The sequence below is a fragment of the Candidatus Pelagibacter ubique HIMB140 genome (assembly GCF_025558165.1).
Lineage (GTDB): Bacteria > Pseudomonadota > Alphaproteobacteria > Pelagibacterales > Pelagibacteraceae > Pelagibacter > Pelagibacter ubique_T.
This window is the reverse complement of sequence record NZ_LAMZ01000001.1, coordinates 115,385-129,517: the sequence shown is the minus strand read 5'-3', so window position 1 is coordinate 129,517 and position 14,133 is coordinate 115,385. Positions and strand designations below refer to the sequence as shown.

Genomic DNA, 14,133 nt, shown 5'->3' with positions numbered 1-14,133 from the left:
CCAAAAGATTATGATTAAAAAATTATTATTTTTAATAATAACTTCCTTGATTAGCTTTAATTTCAGTTGGGCACAGATAGTACCTTTAAAAAAACCCTCACTATCCTCTGAAGAATTAAACAAAAAAATAATATTAAATACAATCAAACCTCTAAAAAAACCGTCAAAAGTTATAGTTGAGAAAAAGGTAACTAAAAAAGAAACTAAACTTAGTTTTCTTTTACCTAAAAAAAAGCCAGTTATAAGTGGGTTAATCAACTCAGAAACAGTAAAAATTTCTAAATTTTATAATAAAAAAGATTTTGGGATTGCAAAAAAAGCTATTGGCGAGATGCAAAAGGGCCAGTGGAAATCTGCAGTTAAAATCTCAAAAAAAGCTAAAGATAGATCTATATATAATTTTATAAAGTGGAGATATTTGTTAACAACAGGTAATCAAGAGTCATTTTTTGATTACCAAGTTTTTATTGAGGAAAATTCAGATTATCCAAGAATAGATAGATTGAGATATTTGGCTGAGCATAAACTTTCGACAGAAAGAGTTTCTCCAAGAAAAATAATTAATTGGTTTTCAAAAAATGAACCTTTAAGTGGATATGGTAAGATGATTTTAGGTGAAAGTCATATTTTATCAGGAGATAAAGCAAAAGGTATTGCTCTGATTAAAAATGGATGGATTTCCGCAGATTTATCAAAAAGTGAGTTGAGGTTTTTCAGAAAAAAATACAAAAAATATCTTGATGCAAATGACTATATTAAAAGAGCTGATCATCTAGCATGGAATAGTGATCATTGGGATTTAAAAAGATTAATCAGATATTTACCTAAAGACTATGAATTGCTCTATACTGCAAGACATATTTTGATGACCAAAGGATATGGGGTAGATCAAGCAATCAAAAATGTTCCAAATAAATTTAAAAATGATGCTGGATTAAACTATGATCGTTTAAAGTGGAGGAGAAAAAAAGGACGATTGGAGTCTTCTACTGAAATTTTACTCAAGATAAGAAATGATAAAGATTATTTAGTTAGACCTGACAAATGGTGGAAAGAAAGAGAAATTATATCTCGAAAGTTAATTTATAAAAAACAATATGAACTAGCTTATAAAATTAGTAGCAATCACGGAATGTCTGAAGGGTCTGAATTTGCAGAGGCAGAATGGATGAGTGGTTGGATAGCACTAAGTTTTTTAAATGATCCACTTCTTGCTAAAGATCATTTTAAAAACTTTTTTGATAATGTTAATTATCCAATAAGTGTTTCTAGGGGCGCATATTGGTTAGGTAGATCATATGAAAAACTTAAAGATAAGGATCAATCGGAAAAATGGTATAAAGAGGCTACAAAATATTTAACTACATATTACGGACAACTAGCATTTTTAAAAATTAATCCTAATGCAAAATTTGAACTTGATAAAACAATGTTGGTTGAAGATGAATACAGAAAAGCTTTTTTTAATAAAGAATTAGTAAAAATCACACATCTTTTACATGAGTTAAAGAAAGACAAGTATACAAAATTTATCTTAAGACATCTTGCTAATGATAGCGTTTCTGAAGGCAGTGAACTTTTAGCTGCTGAACTTGCTACAAGTATCAGTAGATATGATTTTGCAATACAAGTATCAAAAATTGCCTCTTATCAAAAAAGATTTCACAACAAATACAATTATCCATTAATAAGCACACCTAAATACATTAATGGAAGAAAGATTCCTGAAAGTGCATTAATTTTATCAATTATAAGACAAGAAAGTGAATTTGACTTAAAAGCAAATAGTCATGCAGGTGCAAAAGGGTTAATGCAATTAATGCCTTACACAGCAAAATTAGTTGCTAAACAAGCAAAGCTTCCTTATGCAAAATCTCGATTAACAACCGATCCAGAGTACAATATAAATTTAGGGTCTCATTATATTGCTGGTTTAATTCAGCAATATGATGGTGCTTATCCATTTGCAATAGCTGCGTACAATGCTGGTCCAAATAGAGTTAAATATTGGAAAAAATTAAATAAGGATCCACAAAAAAAACAAATAAATTATGTTGATTGGGTTGAGCTAATTAAATTTAGAGAAACTAGAAACTATGTTCAGCGTGTATTGGAAAATTATAATGTGTACAGATATGTACTGGAACAAAATCCAATAGTAATGAAAGATTTTTTTAAAGATCAGCCTTTATATTAGTGGCGGAGAGAGAGGGATTCGAACCCTCGGTACAAGTTTCCTCGCACGGTCATTTAGCAAACGACTGGTTTCAGCCTCTCACCCATCTCTCCGTATGACATTGTGTAATAAGTGATTTTATTGAAAATTCAATATTTATAAAGTAATTATTCAATTATTATGGGAAATAAATACTCAGTATTTTCGTTAATCAAAAACGCTCTTTCATACCATGAGAATTGGCAAAGAGCATGGAAAGACCCTACTCCAAAAAAAGAGTATGATGCTGTCATAGTTGGTGGAGGTGGTCATGGTTTAGCGACAGCATACTATTTAGCAAAAAAACACAATATGAAAAATATTGCCGTTGTTGAAAAAGGATGGATTGGTGGAGGAAACACTGGTCGTAACACCACAATTATTAGATCGAATTATTTATGGGATGCTAGTGCTGGACTTTATGATCATGCACTAAAAATTTGGGAGGGATTATCTCAAGAATTAAACTACAATGTAATGTTTAGTCAAAGAGGTGTAATGAATCTTGCTCACAATTTGCAAGATGTAAGAGATTTAAAAAGAAGAACACACGCAAATAGACTAAATGGTATTGATGCCGTTTATTTGAGTACAGAAGAAGTTAAAAAGTTTTGTCCAATTATAAATACATCTCAAGATATAAGATATCCTGTACTTGGTGGTACATTACAAAGAAGAGCTGGTACAGCAAGACATGATGCTGTTGCCTGGGGTTATGCTAGAGGTGCTGATGAAATGGGTGTTGATATAATTCAAAATTGTGAAGTAAAAGGTATAAAAAGAAATGGTGATAGTGTTGAAGGTATAGAAACAACAAAAGGATTTATTAAAACAAAAAAAATTGGAGTTGTAGCAGCTGGACACTCAAGTGTGATAGCTAATATGGCTGGAATAAGACTTCCTCTAGAAAGCAAACCTCTTCAAGCACTTGTGTCAGAACCGGTGAAACCAATTATTGATACAGTTGTTATGTCAAACGCTGTGCACGCTTACGTAAGTCAATCTGATAAAGGCGAATTAGTTATTGGCGCTGGAACAGATGATTATGTTTCATATACTCAAAAAGGAAGTCATAAAATAGTTGAAGGTACTCTAAATGCTATTTTAGAATTGTATCCAATTTTTAGTCGCATGAGAATGTTAAGACAGTGGGGAGGAATTGTGGATATTTGTCCTGATGCAAGTCCAATATTAAGTAAAACTTCTATCAAAGGACTCTATTTTAATTGTGGTTGGGGTACAGGAGGTTTTAAAGCTACACCTGGATCAGGAGATTTGTTTGCACACACCATTGCTAATGATGAGCCACATAAACTTAATGCAGCATTTAATTTAAATAGATTTGTAAGTGGAGACCTTGTTGATGAACATGGTGCTGCAGCAGTTGCTCACTAATGTTTGTTATTAATTGTCCATATTGTGGTGAGAGAGATCAGCAAGAATTTAAAGCTGGTGGTGAAGCCCATATAGAAAGACCTAAACAACCGACAGAACTTAGTGATGATGAATGGGCAGAATATTTATTTATGAGAAAAAATATTAAAGGTGTTCAATATGAAAGATGGAACCACGCTCACGGTTGTCGTAAATGGTTTAATATGGTTAGAGACACTTCGAACGATGAGATTAAAGCAATCTATAAAATGGGAGAAAAACCCCCTTCGATATAAAACAAATGTCAGAAAATTTAAGAGTTAAATCTAGTCAATATATTGATGAAACAACAAGAGTTTCGTTTAAATTTAATGGTACAACTTATTATGGATTTAAAGGAGACACACTTGCTTCTGCTTTATTGGCAAATAATGTTCATTTAGTAGGTAGAAGTTTTAAATACCATAGACCAAGAGGTATTATGACATCAGGTTCTGAGGAGCCCAATGCAATTGTTCAAATCAATCCCAATACTAATAGAACTGAACCAAATGTTAGGGCAACTGAAGTTGAAATATATGAAGGAATGGAGGCATCGAGTCAAAATTGCTGGCCAAGTGTAAACTTTGATATTGGTGGAATAAATAATTTTTTATCACCCCTACTTCCTGCAGGATTTTATTACAAAACATTTATGTGGCCTGCAAGCTTCTGGGAAAAATATGAATACTTTATAAGACACTCAGCAGGACTGGGGAAATCACCAACATCAAACGATCCTGACATTTACGATCACAGAAATATTCATTGTGATGTTCTTGTTGTTGGTGCAGGTATATCTGGAATTCTAGCAGCTAAAAATGCTGCAAAGAATAACTACAAAACTTTACTTTTAGATGAAAAAAATGAATTGGGAGGATCAACTATTTATGAAAACAATGAAAGTAATAAAATTGATAACAAAATTTCATCTGAATGGTTAAAAAAAGAAATTGAAGAACTTAAAATTATTAAAAATTTAGAAATAAAAACTAGAACAAGTGTTGCTGCCTACCATCAATATAATTATTTGCTAGCAAGAGAGAACTTAACAGATCATTTAGAAAAAAAAGATAAGTCAAATAAAATTAGACAAAGATTACTCAAAATAAGAGCAAAGAAGGTAATTTTGGCAACAGGTGCTTTGGAAAGACCGATGGTATTTAATAATAATGATAGACCTGGAATAATGCTTTCTTCTGCAATTAAAAAATATAGTAATTTTTATGGTGTTGCCTGTGGTAGGAAGATTGTATTTTTTACAAATAATGACAGTGCATATGAAAGTGCACTTTCATTAAACGATAAAGGTATCAAAGTTGAAGCAATAGTTGATATTAGAAAGCAATCCGAAACAAATTTAGAAAAAAGAGTTATTGATGCAGGTGTAAAAATATACTGGGAACATACAGTTGTTGATACCTCTGGTTATAAAAGATTAAACAATGTCTCAATAATGAAATTATCAAATGATGGAACTTCAGTAACCGGAAATAAAATTTCTATTTCATGTGATTGTTTAGGGGTTGCCGGTGGATGGACTCCGGCTGTTCACCTATATACTCAGTCAGGTAGCAAACTTGCTTTTGATGAGGATAAAAAAATATTTATTCCAAATAAAAATAATTCAGATCAAATAAGTGTTGGATCTTGTTGTGGTGATTTTAAACTTGATGAAATACTTAAAAACTTAAATGAAAAACTAAAAGATTTTTTAGATATAAATAAAACAGATTTTGAAAATATTACTGTTAATAACGACCAAGAGATTTCAAAAAGAAATATATGGTTATTACCGTCTGATAAAGCTTTAGGCAAAACTAAGCCTTTTGTTGATTATCAAAATGATGCAACTGCAAAAGATATAAAATTAGCACTAAGAGAGGGTTTCAGATCTATCGAACATGTCAAAAGATATACAACAACTGGAATGGGAACTGATCAAGGAAAATTAGGAAATATGCATGCTTTGGGAATAATAGCAGATACAGCAGGTGTTAAGATGGGAGAACTTGGAACGACTACTTTTAGACCTCCTTATACTCCTTTAACATTTGGAACAATTGTAGGACGTAATGTTGGTAAGTTTTTTGATATTTTTAGAAGAACACCTATGAATGATTGGCATGTTGAAAAAAAAGCAGAATTTGAAAATGTTGGTCAATGGAAAAGAGCTTGGTACTACCCAATCAATGGCGAAACTATGCACCAAGCAGTTCAAAGAGAAAGCAAAGCCGCAAGAGAAAGTTCAGGAATATTGGATGCGTCCACACTTGGTAAGATTGATATACAAGGAAGTGATGCCTCAGAGTTTTTAAATAGAGTTTATACAAATGCATGGTCAAAACTTGGCATTGGCAAATGTAGATATGGTTTAATGTTAAATGAAGATGGTATGGTATATGATGATGGTGTTACTACAAGATTAGGTGAAAATCACTATCTAATGACAACAACAACTGGTGGTGCAGCAAATGTTCTTGGAAAATTAGAGGATTACCTTCAAACTGAATGGCCAGAATTAGATGTATATTTAACTTCAGTTACAGATCAATTTGCTACAGCAAGTTTGTGTGGCCCTAATAGCAAAAAAATTCTTAAAAAAATTATTCCTGATTTAGATTTGTCTGATGAAAAATTTCCACACATGTCTTTTAAAGAAGCAAAAATCGGAAGTATTGTTTGCAGAATTATGAGAATAAGTTTCACAGGTGAGCAAAGTTTTGAAATTAATGTGCAGGCAAGTTATGGAAAAGATCTATGGCAGAAATGTATAGAGGCTGGTAAAGAATTTAATATTACTCCTTATGGTACAGAAACTATGCACTTATTAAGAGCTGAAAAAGGTTTTATTATTGTTGGCCAAGATACAGACGGAACAATGACACCAATAGATTTACAAATGGATTGGATTGTTAGTAAAAAGAAATATGATTTTATTGGCAAAAGATCTCTTTACAGATCAGATACTATGAGAGAAGACAGAAAACAATTGGTGGGATTATTAACAGATGACCCTAAAGTTGTATTAGAGGAAGGAGCACAAATTGTTTCTGAACTAAACAAAAGTCCTATTGAAATGCTTGGTCATGTTACATCAAGTTACTTTAGCCCTAATTTAAATAAATCTATAGCCCTAGCTGTTGTCAGAGGTGGGAAAGATATGATGGGTAAAAAACTATTTATCCCTATGGAAGATAAAACAATTAATGTAACTGTTTCAAATCCAGTATTTTTTGATCAAACTAATGAAAGATTAAATGCTTAGTTATAATCAAGTAACAAATAGTGAAATTAATAACAACGGTGTTTCTGTAAAAGAAATTGCACCAATAATGAAATTAAATTTAAGAGGCAAAACAAGAGAATTTTTTACAAATGTAGGAAAAAGTTTAAATATGATTTTGCCAACAGAAGCAAATACATCCTCAATTAGTGATAAACTTACTGCAATATGGTTAAGTCCAGATGAATGGATGATTGTATCAAATGAGACTACTAGCAAGGAAACCAATACATACCAATTAAATGATATATTATTTAACAATATTTCAAAAACATCATTAGGAGCAGTAACTGATGTAACTGACCAATTTGTTCAATTAGAGATAAAAGGTGAAAAAATATATGAACTTTTTTCCTCAGGATGTCCTTTTAATTTTAACTTATTTCGTGAAAAAAAAGGGTCAACAACTCAAACTTTGCTAAATCATATAGATGTTATTTTTCACAATAAGGACGAAAATATTGTTAATTTATTTGTTAGAAGATCATTTGCTAAACACCTTTGGGAATGGATGGAAGATAGCTCTTCAAGATTATAAAGATTAATTTTTACGCCTATAATCCCACGGCATTTCAAATTTACCTTGCCAAATACCTAATTTGTTATTTTTGGCATTAATTTCATCAGAAACATATTTTTTAGAATACTTTCTATATGCTACTGCATAACCATTAGAAACCATCCAAGAATTTAAATTTATATTTCTTTTAAAACACTCACCTATTAACCTATTATACCTATCAACGTCTATAATATTACAATTCAATTTTTGATTATTAATCTTTTTAATTAACTTTTGAGTAGATACTTCTCCACACATATAATCTTTAGTGAAAGACATAAAAGATATTGTTAAATAAGTTTTTTTACATTTTTGTTTTTTTTCAGGTGCATCAATACCGTATAATCGAATTTTTTTTGAATTAATCTTGATTGTATCTCCATCAACAACTTTAGCAAAACCTGAGATTTTATTTATATTTTCAGATCTTACATCGTTATGTGTAAGTATAAAAAATATAGACGAAATAATTATCAAAATTATTAATTTCTTTTTTGTATAAAACATTAACCGATAGTTAATTTATTGTTAATATAATATTTAACATAAAAGAATAGTAAGATTGATATTAACCATTGCAATATTGCCCAGATATAAAAGAAAGTTGTAAAGTCTGCATCAATAGAACGTGCTATATAATAAGATAAAAATGGAACCAAAACGTTCCTTAATATATTGTTAATCATTGCTTTCTCAGATTTTTTTAAAGCCATAAAGAAACCATTTGATAGAAAAAAAATTGGGTATGCTGGTAAGATAAATGCAGAAATTTTTAAATACATTGACCCATATTCAATAACTTCCGTGTTAGATGAGAAAAATTTTGGCATTGAATCTGCAGTTACAAACACCAATACTCCAGACGCTAACATTATAATCAAGCCGTATTTTACTGATGTAAAATAAGATTGCTTTACTCTATCATAATATTTGGCACCTATATTCTGTGCAATAATTGATATTATTGCTGTATTTATCCCTAATACAGGCAGTAAGACAACCTGCTCTATCCTTGTTGCTGCTCCATAACCAGCAACGGCATATTCTCCTGTAAATGCAACATAAGTAAATACAATCGTTGCAGCAATTGAGTACCCAAGAATAGCTATTGTGATTGGCATTGATTGGAAGAAAATGTTTTTAATGTAGAAAAATTTAATCTTAAAATTTTGAATAGTGATCTCTTTAATACGTTTATTTTTTAACAATTTAATTAAAACGATTATTAGAGAAAGAAATTGTGCAATCAAAGTTGCATAACCTATACCCGCAACACCAAAAGCTGGGATAAATAAAAATCCAAATATAAATATTGGATTTAATAAAATGTTTAAAAAAAAAGATAATATAAGAGCATTTCTATATGTAACTGTATCTCCCTCAGCATGAAGAAATGAATTTAAAGCAACAACCAGAATAAAGAGAATAGTTCCATAAAATATTACATTAGTATACTCAAGGCCAAGAGTAATTACCTCTATGGATGAATTCATTGTTAAAAATAATTTTTCAGAAAAACTAAATCCAATTATCGATACAATTATTGAAATTATTACTGAATAAAGAATGATATTTGTAAAATAACCTAATACATTTTTTTCATTTTTTTCTCCAATACTACTACCAATTAATGAAGTTCCAGCAACAGTGACACCAATAGACGTGGCGATAATTAGAAAGTAGATTGGAAAGGATTTACTTAATGCAGATAAAGCTTCAGGCGAAATTTTCCCAGCATAAAAAGTATCAACTAGAGTGTATAATGTTTGAAATAATGTCCCAACACTTGCTGGTATTGCAAGTTTTTTTATAAGTTGAGAGACGTCATCTTTTAATAAATTCATTTCTTTAAACTAAAATATTTTAATATTCTTTTTGAAAGATATGACTTTTTCCAGTTTTTTTGGCAAGGTTAATTTGTTTTTGTCTCATTCTAAATCTTGATTTTTGATCATTTGTTAAATTATCGTGACAATTTGGACAAGAAACACCTTCTTCATATTTTTTAGATTTTTTATCTTTTGGAGAAATAGGTTTTCTACAACCACTACACATTGAGTAAGAACCTATTTTCAAACCATGCTTTAAACTAATTCTGTTGTCAAAGACGAAGCACTCACCTTTCCATAAGCTTTTTTTTGGGTCTGTTTTTTTTAAATAATTTAAAATACCGCCCTTTAATTGGTAGACATTATTGTAGCCTTTGTTTTCCAAAAAAACTGACGCTTTTTCACACCTAATGCCTCCAGTACAAAACATAGCAATAGGTTGATTTTTTTTTAATTTTTTAAGATATTTTGGAAAATCTCGAAAATTATCCACATCTGGATTAATTGAACCTTTAAAAGTTCCAACTTTATACTCAAAAGGTTTTCTAGCATCAATTAAGACTGTTTTTTTGTCTTTAATTAATGAGTTCCACTTTTGAGGGTTAACATGACTATCTTTTTTTTTAATTCTGTTTTTTAAACTCAAATTCATTGGAACCACTTCTTTTTTAATTTTTACTTTTGGTTTATGAAACGGTTGAAAAATACTTTTTGAATTATTGATGCTATCAAATTTTTCAAATTTAAATAATTTGTACAAATAATCTTTAATCAATTTAATATCTTTATTTTTTCCAGAAATAGTTCCATTTAACCCTTCATTTGAAATAATAATTGTTCCACGTATGTTTTTATTTAATAATTGATTGTGAAGTTTTTTCTGATTTTTCTTTAAATAAGAAATTTTAATAAACTTATAAAATCCAAATACTTCAAACATTATAATTTTCTACAAACTGTCATACCATCACCTAATGGGACTATAATTTTTTCAACTCTCTTATCTTTAGAAACATAATTATTAAAATCTTTAATAGTTAAAGTGATTTTATCATCACAATTTTCATCAACAACTTGACCGTACCACAGAACATTATCAATTATTATTAAGCCATGTTTCTTTAATAATATTAAAGATTTTTCATAATATTCTTTATAATTTTTTTTATCAGCATCGATAAAAATTAAATCAAAATCATTTTCTTTTATTTCGTTCAAACTTTCTAAAGCAGGTTTAATTATTGTTTGAATTTTATGATTTTGTTTTGCTTTCTCAAAAAATTTTATTGCAATTTCGTTAGTTTCTTGATTTTTATCTAACGCAATAATTCTACCATCTTCTGGTAAAGCAAGAGACATTGACAAAGTACTTAAACCAGTAAAAGTTCCAATCTCTAGTATTTTTTTTACATTAGATGTTTTTACTATTAAGTGTAAAAATTGAGATTGTGAAACAGATATTTGCATCCTTTTAATATCTCCCAAGGACTCATTATAAGAAATAATTTCTTTTTGAACTTTATGAAGATCTAGTCCATTATTTAAAATGTACTCTTGAATATTGGTGCTAATTTTTAGGTCTGAGCCCATGAACCTAAAGTTTTTTCTTTAAAATCTCATTTACTAACTGAGGGTTAGCTTTTCCACCTGAAACTTTCATCACTTGTCCAACAAAGAAGCCAAATAATTTAACTTTACCAGATTTATATTCGGTAGCTTTATCTCTATTGTTATCAATTACTTTATCTATTAAAGCTTCTAAAGCTTTTGGATCGCTTTCTTGTTTTAAACCTTTTTCTTCAACAATTTTTTTAGGATCCTTGTCCCCTTCCATCATTTGTTCAAAAAGAGTTTTTGCAATTTTTCCAGAAATTGTTCCATCCTTAATTAAATTTATTAATTTTGATAAATTACCAGCACTAATTGGACTATCAGTTATTTCTAAATTTTTTTCATTAAGTGCAGCAAATAATTCACCTATGATCCAGTTTGTTGCTAATTTAACGTCAGATTTTTTAACAACATCTTCAAAATAATTTGAGGTTTCAATGTCTGAAACCATGATATTTGCTTCATATGAGGTTAATTTAAATTGATCTATAAATCTTTTTTTCTTTTCATCGGGTAACTCTGGTATTTCTGATTGTAATTGATCGATAAATTCATCAGAAACTTCTAGTGGTAATAAATCTGGATCTGGGAAATATCTGTAATCATGAGCATCTTCTTTTGATCTCATAGATCTTGTTTCATTTTTTTTAGTATCAAAAAGTCTTGTTTCTTGATCAACAGATTGTCCATCTTCAATTAAATCAACTTGTCTATTCGCTTCATATTCAATTGCCATTTGCATGAATTTAATAGAATTAACGTTTTTAATTTCACATCTAGTACCAAAATCTTTTGTTCCTTTTTTTCTTACAGAAACATTAACATCTGCTCTCAAAGATCCTTCCTGCATATTACCATCACAAGTTCCTAAATATCTCATTATTGATCTTAATTTCTTAATATAAGCATTAACTTCCTCTGGTGATCTTAAATCAGGTTTGCTAACAATTTCCATTAAAGCTACACCTGACCTATTTAAATCAACAAAGGTGTTTTTTGGATCTAAATCATGAATACTTTTACCCGCATCTTGTTCTAAGTGTAATCTTTCAATACCAACCTCTTTTTGACCATCCGGCATATCTAAAATAACTTTACCTTCACCAACTATTGGGTCCTTAAATTGAGAGATTTGGTATCCTTGTGGTAAATCAGCATAAAAATAATTTTTTCTATCGAATACTGATCTTTTGTTAATTTTAGCTTTTAATCCTATTCCAGTTTTAATTGCTTGCTTAACACAAAATTCATTAATCACTGGAAGCATTCCAGGAAAAGCAGCGTCTACTAAACTTACCTGCGTGTTTGGTTCAGCGCCAAATTTAGTAGCTGACGTAGAAAATAACTTTGATTGTGAAAGTACTTGAGCATGAACCTCTAAACCAATGACAACTTCATATTGATTATTATTTCTATTAATTAAATATTCTGACTTTTCTTTACTCACTTAATCCACCAATCAGTAATTTTATTTTTAAAATTAATTTTTTCTTCCATTGCATAGGCAATGTTTAAGATATTTTGTTCATCAAATGCTTTTCCAATAATTTGTAAACCTAAAGGGTAACCTTTGCTGTCATGACCAGCTGGAATAGAAATTCCTGGTAAACCTGCTAAATTTACAGGAACAGTAAAAATATCGTTTAAGTACATTGAAACCGGGTCATTTGTTTTTTCACCAATTTTAAAAGCAGAACTTGGCGTTGATGGAGTTAATATTGCATCTACTTTTTTATACGCTTCATCAAAATCATTTTTAATTAGTTTTCTAACTTTTTGAGCTTTCAAATAATATGCATCGTAATAACCTGAAGATAAAACATATGTACCTATCATTATTCTTCTTTGAACTTCGGCTCCAAATCCCTCTGATCTAGTTTTTTCATACATATCAATAAGGTTTTCTCCATCAGCTCTAAAGCCATATTTAACACCATCATATCTTGCAAGATTAGAAGATGCTTCAGCTGGTGCCACTATATAGTAAGTTGGTAAAGCATAATTTGTGTGTGGAAGAGAAATATCAATTATTTCCGCACCACAATCTTTAGCATACTCAATACCTTTCTGCCAAAGATCATCAATTTCTTTTGGCATTCCATCAACTCTATATTCTTTTGGTATACCTATTTTTTTTCCTTTAATGTCTTTTGTTAATTCTTTGCTGTACTGGTTTCTTTTAAAATCAATAGAAGTTGAGTCTTTTTGATCGTATGAGCTAATTACCTCTTGCAACAAAGCACAATCTTGAACATTTTGAGCCATTGGACCAGCTTGATCAAGAGAAGATGCAAAAGCAACTATTCCGTATCTTGAACAACTACCATAAGTTGGTTTTAAACCCACTGTACCTGTAAATGACGCCGGTTGTCTAATAGATCCACCTGTGTCAGTTCCAATTGTAATTGGAGTTAATTGTGCTGCTACAGCAGAAGATGAACCACCAGATGAACCACCTGGAACTAAATTTTTATCAATCGGATTTTGAACATTGCCAAAAAAACTTGTTTCATTTGATGATCCCATTGCAAATTCATCACAATTTAATTTACCAATAAGAATTGCTCCCTCATTCCAGATATTCTGAGTAACAGTAGACTCATAAGTAGGTACAAAATTGTTTAATATTTTGCTACCAGCTGTTGTTCTTACATTAGCTGTACAAAATAAATCTTTTACAGCCATTGGTATTCCCGGTAATTTTAAATCCAATTTTGGGTAGTCGTCAAATTTTTTAGCTTTTTCTAAAGCATTACTATAATCTTCAGTAATATAAGTGTTTAATTCTTTTGATTTTTCTGATCTATCAACAAAAGCTTGGGTAACTTCTGAAGAAGAAAGTTTTTTTTCTTTAATATTATTAACTAATTCAGAAAGTGTTTGCTTGGTTATATCAGACATTATTCTATAACTTTTGGTACAACAAAATAATCTTCATTATCTTTTGGAGAATTTTTTATTATTTGTTCCCTTAAATTTTTACTTTTAACTTCATCGGGTCTTAATTTTAAAGTCGTTTCAGCCACTGATGTAAGTGGTTCAACATTTTCAGTTTTAAGTTCATTGAGTTTTTCAATGAAATCAAAAATTGAATTCAAATCACTAGCAAGTTTTTCAGCTTTTTTTTCATCTACTGAAATTCTTGATAATTTAGATATATGCTTTATGGTTTTAAGATCGATGCTCATATGATATTTAAATATGACGCAAACTATCA

Annotated in this window: 12 protein-coding genes and 1 tRNA gene; 5 read left to right on the top strand and 8 right to left on the bottom strand. The window is 29.9% G+C overall.

Annotated features, from left to right (window positions below; genetic code table 11):
* The first annotated feature begins 10 nt into the window (after nt 1-10).
* A complete protein-coding gene (locus VP90_RS00760) occupies nt 11-2,197 on the top strand; it encodes a lytic transglycosylase domain-containing protein (protein ID WP_262589141.1) in 2,187 nt (728 codons plus the stop codon).
* Here the strand turns inward: VP90_RS00760 and VP90_RS00755 are convergent.
* Nucleotides 2,198-2,289: transfer RNA gene (locus tag VP90_RS00755), tRNA-Ser, on the bottom strand.
* A gap of 67 nt (nt 2,290-2,356) precedes the next feature.
* Between VP90_RS00755 and VP90_RS00750 the strand changes: the two genes are divergently transcribed.
* The 4 genes from VP90_RS00750 to VP90_RS00735 are packed head-to-tail and all read left to right on the top strand — an operon-like array spanning nt 2,357 to nt 7,452.
* Nucleotides 2,357-3,610, top strand: a complete 1,254-nt coding sequence (locus VP90_RS00750; RefSeq protein WP_262589139.1) for a sarcosine oxidase subunit beta family protein — start codon at nt 2,357-2,359, stop codon at nt 3,608-3,610.
* Entirely contained in the window at nt 3,610-3,885 is a 276-nt protein-coding gene (locus tag VP90_RS00745) for a sarcosine oxidase subunit delta (protein ID WP_262589138.1), read from the top strand. Before VP90_RS00750 ends, VP90_RS00745 begins: the two co-directional genes overlap by 1 nt.
* 5 nt (nt 3,886-3,890) lie before the next feature.
* Nucleotides 3,891-6,896 (top strand): sarcosine oxidase subunit alpha family protein, encoded by a 3,006-nt coding sequence (locus tag VP90_RS00740; protein ID WP_262589137.1) that lies wholly within the window; start codon nt 3,891-3,893, stop codon nt 6,894-6,896.
* On the top strand, nt 6,889-7,452 hold the full coding sequence (locus VP90_RS00735) for a sarcosine oxidase subunit gamma (protein ID WP_262589136.1): 564 nt from the start codon (nt 6,889-6,891) through the stop codon (nt 7,450-7,452). The genes VP90_RS00740 and VP90_RS00735 overlap by 8 nt, the downstream gene beginning before the upstream one ends.
* Nucleotides 7,453-7,455: 3 nt before the next feature.
* On the opposite strand, the gene VP90_RS00730 is transcribed toward VP90_RS00735, so the two are convergent.
* Genes VP90_RS00730 through gatC form a run of 7 tightly spaced genes read right to left on the bottom strand, consistent with a single transcriptional unit; the run spans nt 7,456 to nt 14,104 of the window.
* On the bottom strand, nt 7,456-7,983 hold the full coding sequence (locus VP90_RS00730; RefSeq protein WP_262589135.1) for a thermonuclease family protein: 528 nt from the start codon (nt 7,981-7,983) through the stop codon (nt 7,456-7,458).
* Nucleotides 7,983-9,320, bottom strand: coding sequence for an MATE family efflux transporter (locus tag VP90_RS00725; protein WP_262589134.1), 1,338 nt, complete (start codon nt 9,318-9,320; stop codon nt 7,983-7,985). Before VP90_RS00725 ends, VP90_RS00730 begins: the two co-directional genes overlap by 1 nt.
* 19 nt (nt 9,321-9,339) lie before the next feature.
* A complete protein-coding gene (locus tag VP90_RS00720) occupies nt 9,340-10,245 on the bottom strand; it encodes a rhodanese-related sulfurtransferase (RefSeq protein WP_262589133.1) in 906 nt (301 codons plus the stop codon).
* The gene (locus VP90_RS00715; protein ID WP_262589132.1) at nt 10,245-10,895 is read right to left on the bottom strand and encodes an O-methyltransferase; all 651 of its coding nucleotides are present in this window, start codon (nt 10,893-10,895) and stop codon (nt 10,245-10,247) included. The genes VP90_RS00720 and VP90_RS00715 overlap by 1 nt, the downstream gene beginning before the upstream one ends.
* Nucleotides 10,896-10,899: 4 nt before the next feature.
* Nucleotides 10,900-12,363, bottom strand: coding sequence for an Asp-tRNA(Asn)/Glu-tRNA(Gln) amidotransferase subunit GatB (gene gatB, locus VP90_RS00710; protein WP_262589131.1), 1,464 nt, complete (start codon nt 12,361-12,363; stop codon nt 10,900-10,902).
* Nucleotides 12,360-13,817, bottom strand: a complete 1,458-nt coding sequence (gene gatA / locus VP90_RS00705) for an Asp-tRNA(Asn)/Glu-tRNA(Gln) amidotransferase subunit GatA (RefSeq protein WP_262589130.1) — start codon at nt 13,815-13,817, stop codon at nt 12,360-12,362. The genes gatB and gatA overlap by 4 nt, the downstream gene beginning before the upstream one ends.
* Nucleotides 13,817-14,104: an Asp-tRNA(Asn)/Glu-tRNA(Gln) amidotransferase subunit GatC gene (gene gatC, locus VP90_RS00700; RefSeq protein ID WP_075506772.1), complete on the bottom strand. Its 288-nt coding sequence runs from the start codon at nt 14,102-14,104 to the stop codon at nt 13,817-13,819. Before gatC ends, gatA begins: the two co-directional genes overlap by 1 nt.
* Between the last annotated feature and the right edge of the window lie 29 nt (nt 14,105-14,133).